General features: G+C 63.6%; 20 protein-coding genes, 1 tRNA gene and 1 pseudogene. 19 read left to right on the top strand and 3 right to left on the bottom strand.

What is annotated here, in order from left to right:
- Window positions 1-211: 211 nt before the first annotated feature.
- The gene (gene smpB, locus CKO40_RS19775; protein WP_200348179.1) at window positions 212-691 is read right to left on the bottom strand and encodes an SsrA-binding protein SmpB; all 480 of its coding nucleotides are present in this window, start codon (window positions 689-691) and stop codon (window positions 212-214) included.
- Window positions 692-805: 114 nt separating this feature from the next.
- Between smpB and tpiA the strand changes: the two genes are divergently transcribed.
- The 17 genes from tpiA to nuoN all read left to right on the top strand — a co-directional run bounded on the left by tpiA (window position 806) and on the right by nuoN (window position 17,454).
- Window positions 806-1,567 (top strand): triose-phosphate isomerase, encoded by a 762-nt coding sequence (gene tpiA / locus CKO40_RS19770; protein ID WP_200348178.1) that lies wholly within the window; start codon window positions 806-808, stop codon window positions 1,565-1,567.
- Window positions 1,568-1,618: 51 nt separating this feature from the next.
- Window positions 1,619-2,107, top strand: coding sequence for a preprotein translocase subunit SecG (gene secG, locus CKO40_RS19765; protein ID WP_200348177.1), 489 nt, complete (start codon window positions 1,619-1,621; stop codon window positions 2,105-2,107).
- A gap of 77 nt (window positions 2,108-2,184) precedes the next feature.
- A tRNA-Leu gene (locus CKO40_RS19760) sits at window positions 2,185-2,269 on the top strand.
- Between the two features lie 177 nt (window positions 2,270-2,446).
- Complete coding sequence (locus CKO40_RS19755; RefSeq protein ID WP_200348176.1) at window positions 2,447-2,803, top strand: NADH-quinone oxidoreductase subunit A; 357 nt, start codon at window positions 2,447-2,449, stop codon at window positions 2,801-2,803.
- Window positions 2,804-2,849: 46 nt separating this feature from the next.
- Window positions 2,850-3,326 (top strand): NuoB/complex I 20 kDa subunit family protein, encoded by a 477-nt coding sequence (locus tag CKO40_RS19750; protein ID WP_200348175.1) that lies wholly within the window; start codon window positions 2,850-2,852, stop codon window positions 3,324-3,326.
- A 51-nt stretch (window positions 3,327-3,377) separates the two neighbouring features.
- Window positions 3,378-4,109 (top strand): NADH-quinone oxidoreductase subunit C, encoded by a 732-nt coding sequence (locus tag CKO40_RS19745; protein WP_200348174.1) that lies wholly within the window; start codon window positions 3,378-3,380, stop codon window positions 4,107-4,109.
- Window positions 4,102-5,361, top strand: coding sequence for an NADH-quinone oxidoreductase subunit D (locus CKO40_RS19740; RefSeq protein WP_200348173.1), 1,260 nt, complete (start codon window positions 4,102-4,104; stop codon window positions 5,359-5,361). The genes CKO40_RS19745 and CKO40_RS19740 overlap by 8 nt, the downstream gene beginning before the upstream one ends.
- A complete protein-coding gene (gene nuoE, locus CKO40_RS19735) occupies window positions 5,361-5,888 on the top strand; it encodes an NADH-quinone oxidoreductase subunit NuoE (RefSeq protein ID WP_200348172.1) in 528 nt (175 codons plus the stop codon). Before CKO40_RS19740 ends, nuoE begins: the two co-directional genes overlap by 1 nt.
- A 13-nt stretch (window positions 5,889-5,901) precedes the next feature.
- Window positions 5,902-7,191 carry an NADH-quinone oxidoreductase subunit NuoF gene (nuoF, locus tag CKO40_RS19730; RefSeq protein ID WP_200348171.1) on the top strand — a complete coding sequence of 430 codons (1,290 nt, stop codon included), beginning with the start codon at window positions 5,902-5,904 and terminating at the stop codon, window positions 7,189-7,191.
- Window positions 7,192-7,278: 87 nt separating this feature from the next.
- Window positions 7,279-9,666: an NADH-quinone oxidoreductase subunit NuoG gene (nuoG, locus tag CKO40_RS19725; protein ID WP_200348170.1), complete on the top strand. Its 2,388-nt coding sequence runs from the start codon at window positions 7,279-7,281 to the stop codon at window positions 9,664-9,666.
- Window positions 9,667-9,668: 2 nt separating this feature from the next.
- Window positions 9,669-10,715: an NADH-quinone oxidoreductase subunit NuoH gene (gene nuoH, locus CKO40_RS19720; protein ID WP_200348169.1), complete on the top strand. Its 1,047-nt coding sequence runs from the start codon at window positions 9,669-9,671 to the stop codon at window positions 10,713-10,715.
- A gap of 60 nt (window positions 10,716-10,775) precedes the next feature.
- Window positions 10,776-11,267, top strand: a complete 492-nt coding sequence (gene nuoI, locus CKO40_RS19715) for an NADH-quinone oxidoreductase subunit NuoI (protein ID WP_200348168.1) — start codon at window positions 10,776-10,778, stop codon at window positions 11,265-11,267.
- Window positions 11,268-11,438: 171 nt separating this feature from the next.
- Entirely contained in the window at window positions 11,439-12,083 is a 645-nt protein-coding gene (locus CKO40_RS19710) for an NADH-quinone oxidoreductase subunit J (RefSeq protein WP_200348167.1), read from the top strand.
- Window positions 12,080-12,385 (top strand): NADH-quinone oxidoreductase subunit NuoK, encoded by a 306-nt coding sequence (nuoK, locus tag CKO40_RS19705; protein WP_200348166.1) that lies wholly within the window; start codon window positions 12,080-12,082, stop codon window positions 12,383-12,385. The genes CKO40_RS19710 and nuoK overlap by 4 nt, the downstream gene beginning before the upstream one ends.
- A 29-nt stretch (window positions 12,386-12,414) precedes the next feature.
- Window positions 12,415-14,409: an NADH-quinone oxidoreductase subunit L gene (nuoL, locus tag CKO40_RS19700; RefSeq protein WP_200348165.1), complete on the top strand. Its 1,995-nt coding sequence runs from the start codon at window positions 12,415-12,417 to the stop codon at window positions 14,407-14,409.
- A 19-nt stretch (window positions 14,410-14,428) separates the two neighbouring features.
- Window positions 14,429-15,988: an NADH-quinone oxidoreductase subunit M gene (locus CKO40_RS19695; RefSeq protein WP_200348164.1), complete on the top strand. Its 1,560-nt coding sequence runs from the start codon at window positions 14,429-14,431 to the stop codon at window positions 15,986-15,988.
- An 11-nt stretch (window positions 15,989-15,999) separates the two neighbouring features.
- Window positions 16,000-17,454 (top strand): NADH-quinone oxidoreductase subunit NuoN, encoded by a 1,455-nt coding sequence (nuoN, locus tag CKO40_RS19690; protein WP_200348163.1) that lies wholly within the window; start codon window positions 16,000-16,002, stop codon window positions 17,452-17,454.
- A gap of 632 nt (window positions 17,455-18,086) precedes the next feature.
- Here the strand turns inward: nuoN and CKO40_RS19685 are convergent.
- Together CKO40_RS19685 and CKO40_RS19680 are read right to left on the bottom strand one after the other, a co-directional pair.
- On the bottom strand, window positions 18,087-19,076 hold the full coding sequence (locus CKO40_RS19685; protein WP_200348162.1) for an adenosine kinase: 990 nt from the start codon (window positions 19,074-19,076) through the stop codon (window positions 18,087-18,089).
- Window positions 19,077-19,299: 223 nt separating this feature from the next.
- Window positions 19,300-20,289: an MBL fold metallo-hydrolase gene (locus CKO40_RS19680; RefSeq protein ID WP_200348161.1), complete on the bottom strand. Its 990-nt coding sequence runs from the start codon at window positions 20,287-20,289 to the stop codon at window positions 19,300-19,302.
- 560 nt (window positions 20,290-20,849) lie between these two features.
- Between CKO40_RS19680 and CKO40_RS19675 the strand changes: the two genes are divergently transcribed.
- Together CKO40_RS19675 and CKO40_RS19670 are read left to right on the top strand one after the other, a co-directional pair.
- Window positions 20,850-21,407, top strand: coding sequence for an aminotransferase class V-fold PLP-dependent enzyme (locus tag CKO40_RS19675; protein ID WP_200348160.1), 558 nt, complete (start codon window positions 20,850-20,852; stop codon window positions 21,405-21,407).
- Window positions 21,335-21,994 (top strand): annotated as a pseudogene (locus CKO40_RS19670) (DUF4007 family protein); the annotation flags it as partial. The gene CKO40_RS19675 and the pseudogene CKO40_RS19670, both read left to right, overlap by 73 nt.
- Between the last annotated feature and the right edge of the window lie 6 nt (window positions 21,995-22,000).

Raw genomic sequence — 22,000 nt, 5'->3', positions numbered from 1 at the left:
CGCGCAGCAGTCCCGCGACGCTGAGGTGCTGGCGTGAGAACGGACCACTCATCAATACCTGCCTCGCAGCTTGAGAAGGTCGTGGCAGTATACTGATTCGGCTTCAAAAGTTTACGAAAGATTTTTTTCGGCTCAAAGCCAACTTATTGTTTCTAAAGCAGATATTTTTGCGGCGGGAATTGCTGCGGTATGAGCTTTGACAGAAATCGCCTTAGTGACGCTTGAACAGGCGCTCCTTCTCGCGTTGCCAGTCGCGATCCTTGGCGTCCGCGCGCTTGTCGTGGAGCTTCTTGCCTTTCGCGAGACCGATCTCGAGCTTGGCGCGGCCGCGCTTCCAATACATCGCGAGCGGCACGAGCGTGTACCCGGCCCGTTCGGTCTGTCCGATCAGGCGGCTCAGCTCGGTGCGCTTCAACAGCAGCTTGCGGGTTCGCGTCGGGTCGGGTTCGACGTGCGTCGAGGCCGAGGCGAGTGGCGAGATATGGCAGCCGATCAGGAATGCCTCGCCGTGTAGGATCTTGACATAGGCCTCTTTGAGCTGCACCCGGCCGGCGCGCAGCCCTTTGACCTCCCAGCCCTCGAGGGCGAGTCCGGCCTCGAACCGTTGCTCGATCTGATATTCATGGCGTGCCTTCTTATTCAGTGCAATCGTGCTACTGGGGACGCCGGGCTTCTTCTTTCCTTTTGACATCAGGTTAGTCTAAGCCACCTTGAGGCCCATAAGGAAGGATGGATTCGCCCGAACCGGTTGCGACATAGTGTTCGTGCCGTTATCATGATCGGCTCTTTTCTTCGGGAGACAGTCATGCGTCAGCCGCTGATCGCTGGAAACTGGAAGATGAATGGCAGCAAGGCCGAGACGGTCGAGCTGCTGAACGGCATCAAGGCCGGGATCGACCAGATCACGACGTCCGAGGTCGCGGTCTGTCCGCCTTTCCCGTTCCTCTATCTGGCCGAGGACATACTGCAGGGAACGCCGATCGGACACGGCGCTCAGGACTGTTCACGCGAGGAGAATGGCGCCTTCACGGGCCAGGTCTCGGCAGCCATGCTGAAAGATTTCGGTTGCACCTACGTAATCGTCGGCCACTCCGAACGGCGGCTCTTTAACGGTGAAACCGATGCGATCATCGGGCGCAAGTATGCGCTCGCAGTCGAGCACGGGCTGACGCCGATCCTCTGTGTCGGCGAAACCTTAGAGGAGCGTGAGCAGGGTAAGACCGAAGAGGTGGTCGCCCGGCACCTCGATGGGGTGCTCGAGTCAGGCGGTATCGATGCCTTGGCCAAGGGTGTGATCGCCTATGAGCCGGTTTGGGCAATCGGCACCGGTGTCACCGCCACGCCCGAGCAGGCTCAGGAGGTCCACGCCTTCCTGCGCGAGCGCGTCGCGAAGAAGAGTGCCGAGGTGGCACAAGGCGTTCGTATCCTCTACGGCGGAAGCATGAAGCCGGCGAATGCGTCGGAGCTGATGGCGCAGGCTGATATCGATGGCGGCTTGATCGGGGGTGCAGCGCTGAAGGCTGGGGACTTCTTGGCCATCTGCAAAGCGGGCGACGCGAACGCCTGACGTCCCGCGGGCAACCTGTCCGGCGGGCAATGCAAACGATTGGGTCCTTCAATGCAGCTCATCCTGACCGTCTTCCATCTCGTGCTCGCAATCGGCCTGATTGCGTTGGTGCTGTTGCAGCACGGGAAAGGTGCCGATGCCGGGGCGGCCTTTGGGAGCGGCGCTTCGTCAACGGTCTTTGGTGCGCAGGGCTCGGGCAACTTTTTGTCGCGGTCGACCGCGATCATTGCGACGCTGTTCTTCCTGACGAGTATCGCGCTCGCCTACTTCGCGGCACGGGTCGGCGAGCCTGGCGGCCTGATGGATGAGGTCGAGGTGCCGGCCTCTCCGCAGCCGCAATCGGCGCCAGCCGCGGATCGGGCGAACGATCTGCCGCCTGCTGCACCGGAAGCATCCCAGGCGCCGGGCCGCACTCAGGGGGATATGCCGCCGGTCCCGATCGCCGATGAGAGCGTCACTGATGATCTCGGAGAGGAGGGCAACGCGGCTGGCGAGACCTCCGCGACGCCGGGCGGTGATTTGCCGCCGCCGGCTGAATAACAGCCCGGCTCGCTAAAGGGTACCTCGCCGTCGAGACCCCGTTCTCTTCGAAAACCTGTAATAATGAGAAAGAGATTGCCGACGTGGTGGAATTGGTAGACACGCTGTCTTGAGGGGGCAGTGGCGCAAGCCGTGCCGGTTCGAGTCCGGCCGTCGGCACCAGCACAAGAAGGCGGTACCCGTTCGCGGGGCCGCCTTTCTTTTCGGCGAACGATACAGTTAACTGGTTGATTATTGTCGGTTTGTCTGTGTTGCTGGCTTGACAGCGGCCTATGCTCGCAATAGGATACTGCGGGTTTTCGTCTTGAAAAATGACCTGAGCTTGGGAGTCGCCACCGGATGCTGGAAGACTATCTGCACATCCTGATCTTTCTGGTCGTGGCGATCCTGATCGGCCTGGCGCCTCGGGTGCTCGGCATGCTGCTCGGTCCCCGCCGGCCCGACCCGGAGAAGGACTCCCCTTACGAGTGTGGCTTCGAGGCGTTCGAGAGCGCGCGCATGAAGTTCGATGTGCGCTACTACCTGGTCGCCATCCTCTTCATCCTGTTCGACCTCGAGATCGCCTTCCTCTTCCCCTGGGCCGTGGTGCTTGAGGAGCTTGGAACGGGCGGACTACTCGCCATGTCAGTGTTCCTAGGCATTCTGGTGGTCGGTTTCATCTACGAATGGCGCAAGGGTGCGCTTGAGTGGGAGTGAGCCGCCTACACCTCGGCAATGGGTCATTGATCGAGAGGGGGTTGTGATGGGTATCGAAGGCATCCTCGAAGAAGGCGTCGTTACGACGAGCGCTGATAAGTTGATCAACTGGGCGCGGACCGGCTCGCTGTGGCCGATGACCTTCGGTCTCGCTTGTTGCGCTGTCGAGATGATGCATGCAGGGGCTGCGCGGTACGATCTCGACCGCTTCGGGATCATCTTCCGCCCGAGCCCGCGACAGTCGGATGTGATGATCGTCGCCGGCACCCTCGTCAACAAGATGGCACCGGCCCTGCGGAAGGTCTATGACCAGATGGCGGAGCCGCGCTGGGTGATCTCGATGGGCTCTTGTGCAAACGGGGGTGGCTACTACCACTACTCCTACTCGGTGGTGCGCGGTTGTGACCGGATCGTTCCGGTGGACGTCTATGTGCCCGGCTGTCCGCCCTCTGCAGAGGCGCTGCTCTATGGCGTCCTTCAGCTCCAGAACAAGATCCGTCGGACCAACACCATCGCCCGGTAATCGCTGGTTACCGATTGTTAATTGCTGGGTGCATTCTGCCCGATTGAATCCATGACCGAATCGATCATTACAACCGGCGATGCCCGTCTCGATCACCTTGCTGCACAGCTCAACGAGGGCTTTGGTGCGTTCGGGGGCAGTTTGCGGGCCGAGTACGGTGAGCTGACGCTCGATCTCGCAGCGGAGCGCCTGCTCGAAGCCTGCCAGACCCTGCGTGATGATGGCTCGCTCGCATTCGAGCAGTTGATCGATCTCTGTGCCGTCGATTATGCCGCCTACGGCCTGTCGGAGTGGGCGACCACCGATGCATCGCACTTCGGGTTCGGCCGTGGTGTGGATCGTGATCTCGAGCTTGAGACCGACGGGCCCGAGCGCTTCGCGGTCGTCTACCACCTGTTGTCGCTCCGGCACAACCGGCGGCTTCGCTTGACGATTCGCGCGGGTGGCCAGCAACCGGTCGTGCCATCGGTGACGCCGATCTGGAGTGTGGCCGATTGGTTCGAGCGCGAGGCCTTCGATCTCTTCGGCATCCTGTTCGATGGCCATCCCGACCTGCGCCGCATCCTGAGCGACTATGGGTTCGTCGGTCATCCGTTCCGGAAGGACTTCCCGTTGAGCGGCCAAGTCGCGATGCGCTACGACCCCGAGCAGGGTCGCGTGATCTATGAGCCGGTCGAGATCGAGCCACGGGTGCTGGTGCCCAAGGTCATCCGCGACGACAGCCGCTACCTCGGCGATGATCACCCGGCCGTGACCGGAGCCAAGGACGCCTCCAATGCCTGAGATCCGCAACTACACGCTCAACTTCGGTCCGCAGCACCCGGCCGCCCACGGTGTGCTGCGCCTGGTGCTGGAGATGGATGGTGAGGTCATCGAACGCGCCGATCCGCACATCGGACTGCTGCATCGCGCGACCGAGAAGCTGGCCGAGTCCAAGCCGTACAACCAGAGCATCGGCTACATGGACCGGCTCGACTACGTCTCGATGATGTGCAACGAGCATGGCTATGTGCGCGCGATCGAGAAGCTCCTCGGGGTCGAGGCGCCGATCCGGGCCCAGTACATCCGCACCTTGTTCGACGAGATCACGCGCATCCTGAACCACCTGATGTGGCTCGGTGCCCATGCGCTCGATGTCGGCGCGATGAGCGTGTTCCTGTACTGCTTCCGCGAGCGCGAAGACCTGATGGACTGCTACGAGGCGGTCTCCGGGGCGCGGCTGCATGCGACCTACTATCGTCCCGGCGGGGTCTATCGCGACCTGCCGGCGCAGATGCCGCGGTTCCCGGAGGGTAAATCGAAATGGCACAGCGCCCGTGAGGTCAAGAAGCTGAACGAGGCGCGCAGCGGCTCGTTGCTCGACTTCATCGAGGACTTTAGCAACCGATTCCCAAAGCTGGTCGACGAGTACGAGACCCTGCTGACCGACAACCGGATCTGGAAGCAGCGTACCGTTGGCATCGGGGTCGTCGACGCCGATCGCGCCAAGAACCTTGGTTTTACCGGTCCGATGCTGCGCGGCTCGGGCGTCGCGTGGGACCTGCGCAAGAAACAGCCCTACGCGGCCTATGATCAGGTCGACTTCGATATCCCGGTCGGTCAGAACGGTGACTGCTACGACCGCTACCTGGTCCGGATCGAAGAGATGCGCCAATCGAACCGGATCATCAAACAGTGTATCGACTGGCTGCGCGCCAATCCGGGGCCGGTGATGGTCGATGACCACAAGGTCGTGCCACCGACCCGTGTCGGTATGAAGGACGACATGGAGGCCCTGATCCATCACTTTAAGCTCTTCACCGAGGGCTACTGCCCGCCGCCGGGCGAGGTCTATGCGGCGGTCGAGGCGCCGAAGGGCGAGTTCGGCTGTTACATCGTCTCGGACGGCGCCAACAAGCCCTATCGGCTGAAGGTCCGGGCGCCTGGTTTTCCGCATCTGGCGGCGATGGACGAGATGTCGAAGGGTCATATGCTCGCCGACGTGGTCGCGATCATCGGCACCATGGATATCGTGTTCGGGGAGATCGATCGCTGATGAGCTTCCGTACCACACCGCTGGCCGTGATCCATGACGTCGACAAGGAGACGCTGCTCACCCCCGAGCTGCGTGCCGAGATCGACAAGCATGTCGCCAAGTATCCGCCGGAGTGGAAGCAGTCGGCGGTGATGCCGGCGCTGACCCTGGTGCAGGACCACAACGGCGGCTGGCTGACGCGCGAGCTGATGGATCAGGTCGCCGCCTATCTCGATATGCCGGAGACCGCGGTCTACGAGGTCGCGACCTTCTATGCGATGTACGACCTCGAGCCGGTCGGCCGGCATAAGGTCTGTGTCTGCAACAGTGTCTCCTGCATGCTCGGTGGTGCCGAGGAGCTGATGCACCACATCGAAGAGAAATACAAGGTTGAGCCGGGCGGGACCACCGCCGACGGCAAGCTCACGTTCAAGGAGTTCGAATGCCTTGGTGCCTGCCGGCACGCCCCGGTCGTGATGGTCGACAAGACCTACCACGAATGCGTGACGCCGGACGACATCGACAAGATCATCGACGACCTCGACTGAGCGCGCGCATCCTATGGCTGACAACCAGAACACCGTTTGCTTCCGTACGATGCACCTCGACGAACAGGTGCGTCACACCCTCGAGGGCTACCGCAGTGTCGGCGGCTACGTGCAGTGGGAGCGCATCCTGCGCGAGAAGCCGGACCCGGATCAGCTGATCGACGAGATCAAGACCTCGGCCCTGCGCGGCCGTGGGGGTGCCGGCTTTCCGACCGGCCTCAAATGGAGCTTCATGCCGCGCAGCAAACCGGGCCAGAAGTACATCGTCTGCAACTCGGACGAGGGTGAGCCCGGCACCTGCAAGGATCGCGACATCATGCGGTATAACCCGCACCAGCTGATCGAGGGCATGGCGATCGCCGGCTACTGCATCGGCGCGACGGTCGGCTACAACTACATCCGCGGCGAGTTCTACGAGCCGACCGAGCGCTTCGATCAGGCCCTCGAGGAGGCCTATGCGGCCGGGCTGCTCGGCACGGATCTGCTCGGCTCCGGGATCGACTTCGATCTCTATACCCATCTCGGCTCCGGCGCCTACATCTGCGGCGAGGAGACCGCGCTGCTCGAGTCGCTCGAGGGCAAGAAGGGGCAACCGCGGTTCAAGCCGCCGTTCCCGGCCCAGGCGGGTCTCTATGGAAAACCGACCACGATCAACAACACCGAGTCCCTGGCCTCGGTGCCGGTGATCCTCGAGAAGGGCGGCAAGTGGTTCCTGGAGCAGGGACGGCCGAACAACGGCGGTCCGAAGCTGTTCTCGGTGACCGGTCACGTTGCCCGTCCCGACAATTTTGAGATCCCGCTCGGCACCCCGTTCAAGGACCTGCTCGAGATGGCCGGCGGCGTCAGCGGCGGCCGGTCCCTGAAGGCGGTGATCCCCGGCGGCTCCTCGGTGCCGGTCGTGCCGGGCGACGTGATGCTCGCGACCGACATGGATTACGACTCGATTGCGAAGGCCGGCTCGATGCTCGGCTCCGGGGCGGTGATCGTGATCGCCGAAGGCACCTGCATGGTCAAGGTGCTGGCCAATCTGGCGCACTTCTATGCGCACGAATCCTGCGGACAGTGCACCCCCTGTCGCGAGGGCACGGGCTGGCTCGCACGGGTGCTCGAACGGATGCTGGCTGGGCAGGGCCGGCCCCAGGACCTCGATCTCTTGGACAATGTGGCAGGACGCATCGGTGGACGCACCATCTGCGCGCTCGGCGACGCGGCTGCAATGCCCGTCCAGAGCTTCCTGAAACACTATCGCGCCGAGTTCGAGTACCTGATCGAGCACGGCCGGCCGCTGGTCGAAGCGGCCTGAGCGCCGCCAGGCCCGCCCCACTCGATGCCTGTGCAACGGACAACGATGTATAGCGCCCCGCGGCTCAACGACAGGTAGGCCAATCCGATGTCGGACGACAAGATCACCCTCGAGATCGACGGCCGTAGCTGCAGTGCGGCGCCCGGCGAGATGATCATCGCGGTGGCCGACCGCGAGGGCATCCCGATCCCGCGCTTCTGTTACCACGAGAAGCTGTCGATCGCCGCCAACTGCCGTATGTGCCTGGTCGAGGCAGAGCAGGGCGGCCGCCCGTTCCCGAAGCCGGTGCCCGCCTGCGCGACCCCGGTCGGCGACGGCATGAAGGTGCTGACGCGCTCACCAAAGGCCCTTGATGCCCAGCGCGGCACCATGGAATTCCTGCTCATCAACCACCCGCTCGACTGCCCGATCTGCGATCAGGGCGGCGAATGCGAGCTGCAGGACGTCTCGATGGGCTACGGCGAAGACGTCTCGCGCTTCAGTGAGCGCAAGCGGGTGGTCAAGGACGAGGATCTCGGTCCGCTGATCGCAACAGAGATGACCCGTTGCATCCATTGCACCCGCTGCGTGCGGTTCGGTGCCGAGATCGCCGGACTGCGTGAGCTCGGCGCGACCGGGCGCGGCGAGGACATGCGGATCGGCACCTTCGTCGAGCACACGGTCTCCCACGAGCTCTCGGGCAATATCATCGATCTCTGTCCGGTCGGCGCGCTGACCTCGAAACCCTATCGCTTCACCGCGCGCGCCTGGGAGCTGACCTCCGATGAGGGCATCGCCCCGCACGATGGTGTCGGCTCCAACCTGCAGCTGCATATCCGCGGCGAGCAGGTGATGCGGGTCCATCCGCGCGACAATGAGGCGGTCAACGAGTGCTGGATCTCGGACCGCGATCGCTTTAGCTATGAGGGTCTGAGCAGCCCCGAGCGGCTGACGGCGCCGATGATCAAACGTGACGGCGCCTGGCACGAAGTCGAATGGCAGGAGGCGCTGAGCACCGTGGTCGGCGGTCTGCGCGGCCTGATCGACGGCCTTGGTGCCGATCATCTCGGCTGCTTGATCGCGCCGAATGCGACCCTTGAAGAGCAATATCTCTTCCAGAAGCTGGTGCGGACACTGGGCTGTGACAACATCGACAGCCGTTTGCGCCAACAGGACTTCCGTGGTGATTCCAGCGATCCGCTGCTGCCCTGGCTCGGCCTTCCCATCGCTGAGCTGGAGCGCCAGACCGCTGTCCTGCTGATCGGCAGCGATATCCGTCATGAGCAGCCGCTATTGGCCCACCGCCTCCGCAAGGCGGCCCTGGACGGGGCCGAGATCGCGGTCGTCAATGCCTATGAGCTGGAGCTGATGCATCCGGCACGTCAGTTGACGGCCGTTCCCGGCTGTCTGCTGCTGGAACTCGCCGCGATTGCGAAGGCCCTGGGGGTCTCGGGCAGCGGCAGCATCAAACCGCTGTTGGATCAGGCCGAAGTCGGCGAGACGCACCAGACCGTTGCCGATTCGCTGAGGCAGGCTGGCACCAAGGGAAGCGGGCTGGTCTTGCTCGGCGCCCTCGCCGAGGCCGACCCTGATCTTACCCTCCTGAAGGCGCTCGCCTGGGAGATTGCGGCGGCCGCTGGCTGCCGCGTCGGGCTGCTGGCGCAGGCCGCGAACAGCACCGGTGCCCATGTTGCCGGCGCGCTGCCGCACCGTTCGCCCGGCGCCAAGGCTATCGAGCGTCCGGGCTTGAATGCGCTTGCGATGCTCCACGAGCCGCGTCAGGGCTATCTGCTCTGGGGCCTGGAGCCGGACCTGGACCTGATCGAGCCGGGCACGGCGATGCAGGCCCTGGATCAGGCCGGATTCGTCGTGGCCTGCGCCAGCTTCCGCTCGCTGGCGCTCGAGCAGGTCGCCGATATCCTGCTGCCGATCGCTGCCTTCGCGGAGACCGCCGGCACCTTCGTCAATGCCGCCGGTGCTTGGCAACGGTTCCAGGGCGCGGTGCCGCCGGCCGGCGATGCGCGCCCGGGCTGGAAGGTCCTGCGCGTGCTCGGAAACCTACTCGAGTTCGACGGCTTCGAGCAGAACACCGCCAAGCAGGTCCATGACGAGCTTGCGGCTCAGTGCGACGGCCTGACGCCGGATAACCGGCTGCAGGGCACGCCGGCGGCCGTCCCCGAGATGCTCGGCACGCCGCTGGTGCGAGTCGGCAATGTGCCGATCTATGCGACCGATGCGCTGGTCCGCCATGCGCCGGCGCTGCAGCGGACGCAGCTCGCCGAGTCGCTTGCGGTCTCACTGCATCCAAAACAGGCCGCCGAGCTTGGCCTTGTTGACGGGGATGAGGTCGAGATCCATCAGAACGGCCATCGCGGGCGCGCACAGGTCGTGCTCGATGATCGCTGCGCCATCGGCACGGTGCGTATTCCGGCTGCCGTCAGCGGCAGCGAGAGCCTGGGTGCCCAGATCGGCACCGTCGCCTTGGAGAAGCTGTGACGATGATGGACCTCTGGAACATACTGCCGCTGCCGCTTCAGAGCCTGGTCGCGATTGGCGCCATCATCGGCCCGTTGTTGGCGGTCGTCGCTTGGTATACCTATGCCGAGCGCAAGGTGATCGGCTATATCCAGGTGCGCGTGGGCCCGAACCGGGTCGGTTGGCGCGGTCTGCTGCAGCCGATCGCCGATGCCCTGAAGCTGATGGTCAAGGAGATCATCGTCCCGAGCAAGGCCAACAAGGGGCTGTTTCTGCTCGCGCCTCTGATTGCGATCGTGCCGGCGCTGGCGGCCTGGGCGGTGGTTCCGTTCGACGCCGGTCTGGTGCTGGCCGACATCAATGCCGGCCTGCTCTACGTGCTGGCGCTGACCTCGCTGGGGGTGTATGGGGTCATCATCGCCGGCTGGGCCTCCAATTCGAAGTACGCGCTGCTGGGCGCGATGCGCGCTGCCGCGCAGATCGTCGCTTATGAGATTGCGATGGGCTTCGCGCTCGTGGGGGTGCTCGTCGCTGCCGGCAGCCTGAACCTCAGCGCGATCGTCGAGGCCCAGTCTGGCAGCCTACTGACCTGGTTCTGGCTGCCGCTGCTGCCGTTGTTTGGCGTCTACTTCATCTCGGGTGTCGCCGAGACGAATCGGGCACCGTTCGACGTGGCCGAGGGAGAGTCTGAGATCGTCGCCGGCTTCCATGTCGAGTACTCCGGCATGGCCTTCGCGATCTTCTTCCTCGCCGAGTACGCGAACATGGTCCTGATCGCGATGCTCGCTACGCTACTGTTCTTCGGCGGTTGGCTGTCGCCGTTCCAGGGCATCCCGGTGCTGGATGAGATGACGGCCTGGGTGCCGGGTCTGATCTGGATCGTGCTCAAGACCTTCTTCTTCATGTTCGTCTTCCTGTGGCTGCGCGCGACCTTTCCGCGCTACCGCTACGACCAGATTATGCGTCTCGGCTGGAAGGTCTTCATCCCGATCACAATCGTCTGGATTCTTGTGGTCGCTGTTGCTGTGCTCGTTGAGCTGCCGCCCTGGTGGTCGGCACCAGCTGCCTGATCGGCAGTCGCGACGGACGACCGCGGTCTTTAGGCCAGTCGATACCCGATAGAGTCAACCATGCTTCAAGCCGCTCGCACTTATCTCAACAGCCTGCTGCTCGTCGAGTTGTTTCGGGGAATGCGTTTGACCGGTACTTACCTGTTCAAACGGAAGTTCACCGTTCAATATCCCGAAGAGAAGGCGCCGGTCTCGCCGCGTTTTCGCGGTCTCCACGCACTGCGTCGTTACCCTAATGGGGAAGAGCGCTGTATCGCCTGCAAGCTTTGTGAGGCGACCTGCCCGGCGTTGGCGATCACCATCGAGGCCGAGCCCCGGGAGGACGGCTCCCGGCGCACGACACGCTACGACATCGATCTGTTCAAGTGCATCTACTGCGGATTCTGTGAGGAGTCCTGTCCGGTCGACTCGATCGTCGAGACCGATATCTACGAATATCACTTCGAGAATCGCGGCGAGAACATCATGACCAAGGACAAGCTGCTCGCGATCGGAGATAAATACGAATCGCGCATCGCGGCCGCACGAGCGGCTGATGCACCCTATCGGTGACCGGGACGCAGCCGGAAGTGCAGCCGGCGCAAACCCTGATCCGATGCCGGCGCCGCCGAGACGGCGCCTGCGATCTCGGCGGTGTTCGCCGAGATCGTTGCACGTTGTAACTTAACGCCTGCCTGCCCGCGCGAGCCGGTCTTGCGCGCAGCCATGCCAGCGGGAAACTCCATGGGCTTCGAGAAATTTCTGTTCTACGTGTTCGCGGCCATAACCGTAGTCTCAGCAGGGATGGTTGTGACGCGGCGCAATCCGGTGCATGCGGTCTTGTTTCTGGTGCTTGCGTTCGTCAGTAGCGCCGTGCTCTGGCTGCTGCTGGAGGCCGAATTCCTGGGTATCGTGCTGGTGCTGGTCTATGTCGGCGCGGTGATGGTCCTGTTCCTATTCGTCGTGATGATGCTCGATATCGACATCGCGGCGCTCCGCGGCCAATTCATTCGCTACCTGCCGCTTGGACTGCTGATCGCCGGGGTGATGGTGCTGAACCTGTTCCTGGTGCTAGGGCCGTCCAACTTCGGGCTGGAGCTCTTCGCGAAACCGCCGGGGCATCCCGCCGATTACAGCAATACCGCTGAGCTCGGCCTCGATCTCTACACCACCTTCCTCTACCCGTTCGAGATTGCGGCAGTGATCCTGCTGGTGGCGATCATCGCGGCGATTCGGTTGACATTGCGGCGGCGGCCCGAGACCAAGTACCAGGACGCCGCGCGGCAGGTGCGGATCAAGAAGGGGCCGGATCGGATTCGACTGGTCTCGATGCCAGCCGAGCGGAGACCGACGGAGCTGGCTGCGACAGCCGCGGAGGAGACCGAATGATCGCCCTGTCCGACTATCTGCTGCTCGGCGCGCTGCTGTTCTCGATCTCGGTCGCCGGCGTGTTCTTGAACCGCAAGAACGTGATCATCCTGCTGATGTGCATCGAGCTGATGCTGCTTGCGGTGAACATGAACTTCGTCGCCTTCTCGCACTTCCTCGGCAATCCGGATGGTCAGATCTTCGTGTTCTTCATCCTGACCGTCGCCGCGGCCGAAGCGGCGATCGGGCTTGCCATCCTGGTGGTCCTGTTCCGCAACCGCCGGACCATCAACGTTGACGATCTGGACATGCTCAAAGGCTGAGCCAATCGGACAAGCTCGGAGATCCCTGAATGGAGATTGTCTATCTGATCATCGTGCTGGCGCCGCTGCTCGGCGCCATCATCGCCGGTTTCTTCGGCGGCAAGATCGGCCGCGTCGGCGCGCACCGGGCAACAATCGCCGGCGTCGGCCTGTCGACGCTGCTGTCACTCTGGGTGGTCGCGCGGTTCATCTGGTTCGACGAGCCGACCTTCAACGGTGCCGTCTATACCTGGATGGTCGCCGATGGTATCCATTTCGAGATCGGCTTCCTGGTCGATCGGCTCACCGCGCTGATGATGGCGGTGGTCACCTTCGTCTCGCTGATGGTGCACATCTACACCATCGGCTACATGGCCGACGACGACCACAACTGGCCCAAGACCTCGCTCGCCGGCAAGAACAGCTATCAGCGCTTCTTCAGCTACATCTCGCTGTTCACCTTCTCGATGCTGATGCTGGTGATGGCGAACAACTTCATGCAGCTGTTCTTCGGCTGGGAGGCGGTCGGGCTGGTCTCCTACCTGCTGATCGGCTTCTGGACCGTGCGCGAGTCGGCGGTCTTCGCGAACCTGAAGGCGTTCCTGGTCAACCGCGTCGGGGACTTCGGCTTCATCCTCGGCATCGCCGCGATCGGGATGTACTTCAACTCGATGGACTATGCCGAGGTCTTCGCGCAGGCGCCGCAATTCGCTGACACCCAGGTCGAGGTCTTCGGCGGCGTCTCCCTGATGACGCTGATCTGCATCCTGCTGTTCATCGGCGCGATGGGCAAATCGGCCCAGGTGCCCTTGCATGTCTGGCTGCCGGACTCGATGGAGGGTCCGACCCCGATCTCGGCGCTGATCCACGCCGCGACCATGGTGACCGCCGGCGTCTTCATGGTCGCGCGGATGTCGCCGCTGTTCGAGCTCTCGACCACGGCGCTGTCGTTCGTGCTGATCATCGGCGCGTTGACGGCCTTCTTCATGGGCCTAGTCGGTCTGGTCCAGAACGACATCAAGCGCGTGGTCGCTTATTCGACCCTGTCCCAGCTCGGCTACATGATCGCGGCACTCGGCGCCTCGGCCTATGCCGCCGGCATCTTCCATCTGATGACCCACGCCTTCTTCAAGGCGCTGCTGTTCCTGGCCGCAGGCTCGGTGATCATCGCGATGCACCACGATCAGGACATCCGTAATATGGGCGGACTCAAGCGCTGGATGCCGATCACCTGGATCACAGCGCTGCTCGGCTCGCTCGCGTTGATCGCCTTCCCCGGCTTCTCCGGTTTCTTCTCGAAGGACGCGATCATCGAGGCGGTCGGTCATTCGCACATCGCCGGGGCCGGGCTGGCGAGCCTACTGCTGACCCTCGGGGCCTTCGTGACCGCGCTCTACACCTTCCGGCTCTATTTCCTGGTCTTCCATGGGAAGCCGCGGATGGATGAGCACACGCGCTCGCATCTGCATGAGACGCCCTGGGTCGTCACGGTGCCGCTGATCGGGCTCGCGATCCCGTCGGTGCTGATCGGTTGGTATACCGTCGAGCCGCTGCTGGTGCAGAACTGGCTTGGCGAGGCGATCTACGTGAAACCCGAACACGACAGCCTGCACTATCTGGCCGAGCATTGGCACGGCCAGCGTGAGTTCATTCGCCATGGGATGCAGGCGGCCCCATTCTGGCTAGCGATGGCAGGGGTCGTGCTGGCGGCCTATGTCTGGTGGTTCCTCCATCAGCGGGACCCCGGGATCGACCTGTCGCTCCAGCAACGCGGCGGCTGGCTGACGCGGCTCTTGGAGAACAAGTACGGGTTCGATGATTTCAACCAGCGGGTCTTTGCCGAGGGCGGCCGGCGCTTCGGCCGCTTCCTATGGAACCGCAGCGATCAGCGCTTCATCGATGACGGCATCGTCAACGGGTCGGCGCGCGCGGTCGGCTGGCTCGCTGGGTGGGCGCGCAATCTGCAGAGCGGGATGCTCTATCACTATGCCTTCGCGATGATCGTCGGGTTGGTGGTCCTGTTGACCCTGTTCGTGACCTTCTGATTAGCGGGAGAGGCAGCGCATGTTATTGGAATTCCCCTGGCTCTCGCTGGTCATTTGGCTGCCGATCCTCGGTGGCATCGCGGTGATCGCGAGTGGCGAGCATGATGTCGAGCTGACCAAGCGCATCGCGCTCTGGGTCGCCGGGCTGACCTTCGCGGTCAGTCTGCCGCTCTGGCTGGGCTTCGATACCTCGACCGCCGAGATGCAGTTCGTCGAGCGCTCGAGCTGGATACCGGCGCTCGGGATCGAGTATCACCTCGGCATCGACGGTATTTCGATGCCGTTGATCCTGCTGACCACCTTCATCACGATCTTCGTGATCATCGCCGGCTGGGATGTGATCCGCTACCGGCCGTCGCATTACATGGCCGCCTTCCTGATCATGGAAGGGATCATGGTCGGGGTCTTCTCGGCCCTCGACGCGATCCTGTTCTATTTCTTCTGGGAGGCGATGCTGATCCCGATGTTCATCATCATCGGGGTCTGGGGCGGCCCGAACCGCGTCTACGCGACCATCAAGTTCTTCCTGTACACCTTCTTCGGGTCGGTGTTCATGCTGGTCGCGCTGATCTATCTGTACTTCCAGACCGGCAGCTTCGACATCCTCGGCTTCCACGCCGCCCAGCTCGGCCTGACGGCCCAGATCCTGATCTTCATCGCGTTCCTGCTCGCGTTCGCGGTCAAGGTGCCGATGTTCCCGGTGCATACCTGGCTGCCCGATGCGCATGTCGAGGCGCCGACCGGCGGTTCGGTGATCCTGGCCGCGATCATGCTGAAGATCGGCGGCTACGGCTTCCTGCGCTTCAGCCTGCCGATCACCCCGGATGCGAGCGCCGAGCTGGACTGGTTGATCATCGCGATGTCGCTGATCGCGGTGATCTATATCGGCCTGGTCGCGCTGGTGCAGCAGGACATGAAGAAGCTGATCGCCTACTCGTCGATCGCGCACATGGGCTTCGTGACCCTCGGCTTCTTCATCGTCTTCTCGATCTTCCAGCACTCGGAGACCGCCGGCGCGGTGATGGGCATCGAAGGCGGCATGGTGCAGATGATCTCGCACGGGTTCATCTCGGGCGCGCTCTTCCTTTGCGTCGGCGTGCTCTATGACCGGATGCACACGCGCGAGATCTCGGCCTACGGCGGCGTGATCAACAGCATGCCTTGGTTCGGCGCCTTCATGGTCTTCTTCGGGATGGCCAATGCCGGACTGCCCGGGACCTCCGGCTTCGTCGGCGAGTTCATGGTGATCCTGGCCAGCTTCCGGGCCGACTTCTGGTTTGCGTTCCTCGCTGCGACCACGCTGGTACTGGCCGCGGCCTTCACGCTCTGGCTCGTCAAACGGGTGGTCTTCGGCGAGGTCAAGAACGAGGAGGTTGGCCAGCTCAAGGATCTCAATCGCCGCGAGGCGCTCAATCTCGGCGTGCTGGCCGCCGCAACGCTCGCGATCGGCATCTGGCCGAAGCCGCTGGTCGATGTGATGGAGCCGACGATCGAGAATCTGGTGCAGCAGATCCAGGTCAGCAAGCTGCCCGAGCCGGCGACGGCGGCGATTCCTCCCGTTGCCGGTCTTCAGCCCTAATGGACCCCGCCATGACGACGCTTTATCCCTCCATTGCCGATTCCCTGGTCGCGATCCTGCCGGAGCTCGTGATCCTGGTGACCGCCAGTACGGTGCTGATCGCGGACCTCTATACCCGTGCCGATCAGAAGGAAAGTAACCATAGGCTGACGCTGATCGGATTGATCGCTGCACTGGTCGCAGTCGGGTTCGTCGGGGGTGGGGCGGCCGCGACGGCCTTCAGTGAGAGCTTCGTGCGCGACCCGATGAGCGATCTGCTCAAGGGGGCCATCCTATTCGTGACGCTGCTGACCTTCGTCTACGCGAAGGACTATATGCGCGACCGCGATATGTGGGTCGGTGAATACCATGTGCTGATCCTCTTCGCCGTGCTCGGCATGATGATCATGGTCTCGGCGAACGGTTTCCTGACCCTCTACCTCGGCCTCGAGCTGCTCTCGCTCTGCCTCTACGCGCTGGTGGCGTTTGATCGGGACTCGAAGGCCGGCTCCGAGGCCGCGATGAAATATTTCGTGCTCGGGGCGCTCGGCTCCGGGATGCTGCTGTACGGGATCTCGATGCTCTACGGTGCCGCCGGTGGGTTCGCGTTCGCCGACGTCGCGGCGGCGGTCTCCAGTCGCGGGGTCGAGGATCAGATCCTGGTGTTCGGGATGGTCTTCACACTGATCGGCATCGCATTCAAGTTCGGTGCGGTGCCCTTCCATATGTGGGTGCCGGACGTCTATCAGGGAGCGCCGACCCCGATCGTGCTCTTCCTCTCGAGTGCGCCGAAGATCGCCGCCTTTGCGATGGCCGCCCGCATCCTGATCGAGGCGCTCGGCGGGCTACAGGGCGATTGGGGCGAGATCCTGGTGATCCTCTCGGTGCTCTCGCTGGCGATCGGCAACGTGGTCGCGATCGCCCAGCAGAACATCAAGCGCATGTTGGCCTACTCGACCATCTCGCATGTCGGCTTCCTGTTCCTGGGCCTGCTGGCCGGGACTGAGCAAGGTTATGCATCGGCGATGTTCTACTCGGTGGTCTATGCGTTGATGTCGGCCGGCGCCTTCGGTGTGCTGCTGCTGATCTCCAACAAGGGGCTGGATGTTCAGGAGCTCGACGACCTCAAGGGTCTCTCGGATCGCGATCCCTGGCTCGCCGCGGTGATGGCCTTGATCATGTTCTCGATGGCGGGGGTGCCGCCGATGGTCGGCTTCGTCGCCAAGCTGATGGTGCTCGAGGCCGTCGTCGCCCAAGGGATGGTGTGGCTCGCGGTCGTCGCGGTCGCGTTCTCGATCATCGGCGCCTTCTACTATCTGCGCGTCGTCAAGATGATCTACTTCGATAAGCCGGTGGGCGATGAAGGGCCAGTGAGCACCGATTCCAGCGCGCGCGTCGCAATCACCATCAATGGCGCCGTGATCCTGCTGCTCGGTATCTATCCCGCGACGCTCTTTTCACTCTGTCAGCAGGCGTTTCCGGGATAACGGCCGTTTCGATCCCACCGGAGCGGACGACGGGCTTCAGTGGGGTCCCGCGCGGGCGAGTCGTTCACTGGCGCGGAGGATTGGGGCGCGGAGGATTGGGGCGCGGAGGATTGGCGGGTTGGCCCGCGCCAATCTCGACGATCTATCCTAGAGACCGCGGTTGGACGGCCGCCAGGGCGCGTCCCGCGTGCCTGATCGGGAATTGGCCAGCTCGGCACAACGAGGCGGAATAGTCATTCTATTCCAACGAGTTGTAACAACGCTGGGCGCCGCGCGGGGCGTGCACTGGTGGTCGTAGCGGCCATCACCCATGGGTGCGCTTCATGAAACGCTAGAAGTGGAGCCACTGCAAAGGGTTGCATGCCGGGCTAAGCGTTCAACTGCGGTTTCTAGGATCTATCTGTTCGCGTCGGCTTCAGGGTAGTGAGCGCCCGCAGAGGCTGCAAGATTCGCCGTCTTGGTGTGCCGAGCAGACAGGACGGAGCGATCGCCGCGCCGTCCGGCCGGCTTGGAGGGCCGCCCCAGGCATCCAGTTGCGCCAAGGGCCGGTCACCGCCAAGGTCTGCTCACCGCGTTGACATCTTGCCGCCACAACGCGAGGCGAGGGGCGTCAGGGATGCATCAAGGGCCGATCAGGCGAACCGCTGCAGGATCGCCTGGGTCTCGGACTGAGGGAGGCGTGGGCCGAGACTGGTGACCAGCTTCGCCGAGGTCGCGGAGGCAAGCTCGCCTGCCCGCTTGTGATCCCAGCCCTGGGTCAGCCCGTAGAGGAAGGCGCCCGCGAACATGTCGCCAGCCCCGACGGTGTCGACCGGATCGACCTTGACCGGATCGATCTCGATCAGCCCCTTGCCGTCCCAGACCAGCGCGCCCTGGGGGCCGCGGGTGATCGCGAACTCCTTCGACAGCGTCTTCAGATAGGCCACCGCATCGTCCAGGTTGTCGGACTCGGCCATCCCCATCGCCTCCTCCTCGTTGGCGAAGATCAGGTCGACCCCGTCGCCGATCATCTCCTTGAGGCCGTCCTTGAAGAAGCGGACCATATTCGGGTCGGACAGCGAGAGGGCCGTCCGGACACCGCCATGCTCGGCCGCCTTCCGGGCCTCGATCGCCGCGACGCGGGCGGTATCGGAGGTGACCAGATAGCCTTCCGTGTAGAACCACTTGGCCGCATGCAGGGCCTTGACCTCGACCTCGTGGACCGAGAGGTTGCCACTGATGCCGAGATAGGTGCACATGGTGCGGTCCGAATCGGGCGTTACCAGTACCACGCAACGGCCGGTGTCGCCCTTCTCGAGGAAGGTCCCCTGGATGCAGTCGACACCGCCATCGCGCAGATCCTTCATATAGAAGTGCCCGAGCTCGTCGTCAGCGACCTTGCAGGCGTAGTAGCCGCTGCCGCCGAGCTGGCAGAGCGCGATGACCGAGTTCGCGGCCGAGCCACCGGAGCCGCGCTGATGGTGGTGCTCGCGAAGGTGCTCCATGATGCGCAGCTGATGGGCCTCGTCGACCAGGGTCATGACCCCCTTGTCGATGTGCAGATGCTGGAGGTCTTCTGGGCTGACCTCGTATTCCATATCCACCAAGGCGTTTCCGAGGGCGTAGACGTCGTAAGAACTCATAATCGACCTTTGTTTGCTTCGACAGCGGTCATTGTCGCAGATAACGCGCGTCAGTTTCGACCTGCGGCGTTGAACGGATGCCGATCAGGCTTCGGCCGCTGCGCAGGATAGACGCGCAGGATGGACGCGATCCTGCGTTCAGGGCGCCGTCGTAGGCGGAGTGCCGGCTGGGTCTGGCGGATCAGATTCATTGATTAGGGCGGGCGCGATGCCCGCGCGGCGATCAGAAGGCGTCGGCTTCGACCTCTAGGTAGACCAATGAGATGTGCTTGCCGAGTTCGTCGTCGAAGCCGGCCCAATCGGCGTAGTCGGTGAGGCGCTCGGCGACCGGGTCCTTCATCTCGAAGTCGCTGAGGCCTTCGTCGTAGAGCTCAGCGACGGTCTGGCGGAGCGTGGCGACGTAGTCGAGATTCTCGGTGATGATCTCGGGGCCACCGGTGAGGCCATGGCCGGGCACCACGACCTCGGCCGGGATGGTCTTTGCGCGCTCCAATGTGTCGATCAGTCCCTCGAAGGATGCATCGTCCATCCGCACGATGCGCTCGTTGTTGGCGTTGTCGGCCGCGAACAGGACCCCGCGCTCGGGGATCTCGATCATGAGGTCGTTGTTGGTATGCGCGGGGCCCCAGTGGTGGATGCGGTAGGTGAGCCCGCCGAGCTCGAGCTCGGTTCCGCCGCCGACGGCCTGGGTCGGGCCGACGGCCTCGGTGCCGGCGGTTGCGCCTTCGGTGGCACGTAGCATGAGGTCGAGCCATTGCTCGCCGGCGCCGTTTTCGATGGCCGCGATCATGTTCGGGTGGGCGTAGATCGGGACCTCGGGGTAGGCGGCGCGGATTGCCTGATTGCCGAGCCAGTGATCGCCGTGGACGTGCGTGTTGAGCACCGCGATGATCGGGGCGTCGGTGATCTCGCGGAGCGCGCGCAGGACCATCTCACCGGTCTGGACGCTGGAGCCGGGGTCGATCACGACCACGCCGGCGTCGGTGACCAACCACGCGGGGTTGTTCATGAAGCCCTGGTTCTCCGGGGTCGGATAGTCGATGGGGCCGTGGATCACGTAGACGCCGTCGGCGACCTTCTCGGGTGGGTAATCGGGCAACGCGGGCCCGCGCTCGGCGGCAACGGCGAGGGCGCCGATGGGGAGAGTGGCTGTGGCGAGAGTGGCTGTGGCGAGCAGGGTCAGCGCGAATGCGCTGAATCGTCGTAGCTGCATCGAATCGGCTCCAAATGGCGAAGTGACGAACCTGGCAGTCCGGGGGACAGGCTCCCGGTGCTGTGCCAGCGATTGGAAAGGTAACGGCAGCCGCCGTTAATCCAATGCTCGGAGCGCCCCGGAGCGCGCTGCAGCGCACCACGCCGGTCTGTGGCTAACGCGGCGCGGTCGGGTCTGCAGCACCTAAGGCGGACGTGCTCGCGCCCTGGGTGTTTTCCGACGCCCAGCATGTCACCGAGTACCACATCGTCACCGAAGGTCACTGCTGGGGCGGCGCCGTGAACTCTTTAGCCAGGCATTTCGATAGGGCCTCTAAGGACTGTCCGTGGGCGCTGATGCTCGACCAGGCGCACGAGAAGCTGGACGCAGGGGATTGCCAAGCGGGGCCTGCGGGCGTAAGGTGCTCGGAGCGCGAGGATCATGTCTGCGCTTGGTTTTGTGAGCAGAGTCTGTCTCGAAACAAGGAGGTTGCTGATTCCCCGGATCGATCGTTCGCTCGTGCGCCGAGGGCTCTCCGGAGGATCTCGCTACGGTGTGTGTTCGTTCGAGTCGACTGAGCGATGAGCGCCCTCTATTTCGATAGCGCCTCCACCACGCCTGTCGATGCGGACGTGGTCGCCGCGATGACGGATGCGCTGCGCGCAGCCAGCGGCAACCCCTCGGCCACGGCTCATCGCTACGGCAGAGCCGCCGCGCAGCGGGTCGGGTCGTGCCGGCAGCAGATCGCCGACGAGCTCGGCTGCGAGCCCGACGAGGTCATCTTCACCAGCGGCGCCACGGAGGCCGACAATCTCGCCTTGACCGGGGTTGCCCGCGCGCACGCCGACAAGGGCCGCCATCTGATCGTCTCCGCCATCGAGCACCGCGCGATCCTGGCCTGCGCCGAGCAGCTCGAGCGCGATGGCTTCGAGGTCACGCGCGTCAGGCCGGACGCGAATGGCGTCATTGCGCCCGCGGCCATCGCCGCCGCGATCCGCCCGGACACGCTGCTGATCTCGCTGATGCACACCAACAACGAGATTGGCGTCATCCAACCCATCGAGGCCATCGCCTGCTCGGCAGCGAAGGCGATCCCTATCTCGAAGACGACGCCACCCTCTGGATTCTACACTGGCTGATCAGCGCCAATGCCAGCGAGGCGACCGGCTTCTTCTGGTTCTTCAACCGCTTCGCGATGCCGCGCTTCCGCGATCAAGATGCACTCGTCGGCCTAATCGATTTCACCAATCAGGAGTTGGAGGCCAAACGCTCGGCCAGCACCCTGAAATCCGATATCGCGACGCTACTGCGCATGTACGCCGCCCTCGAGACGCGAACTGACGAGTACCTGGATTCACCGCTCGCGCAGCTCGGGCTGATCGAGCCCGATGCCGAGGCCGGCTACCGCAGCCTGCGCGCCAGCCGGTCGTTCCTGCCACCGATTGCGGTGCACTTCGCGCTCGCCGACCGGTTCGCCGCCGAGCCCCAGCAACCGGCGCTGCCGGTGCGGGTCATGCTCTATGGTGACGGCGAATGGGTCGCCCCCGGCGCCGCGTTTCGCTTGAGCGAAGAGGGGATGATGGCTGCCTTGGAACGAGTGATGGATCAATTCCCCGACTGTTACGAACTGCGTGACACCGCCGGTGTCCACCAGATCTGCCGCCGCGGTGCTGTGCTCAGGCCACTGGACATCCTCAGTGATTATTATCGCAGTCGGTATGGCTGATGAGTG

This window comes from Halochromatium glycolicum (assembly GCF_016584085.1).
Lineage (GTDB): Bacteria > Pseudomonadota > Gammaproteobacteria > Chromatiales > Chromatiaceae > Lamprobacter > Lamprobacter glycolicus.
Note: the sequence above shows the minus strand (reverse complement) of the source record. Positions and strands in the feature narration are given on the sequence as shown.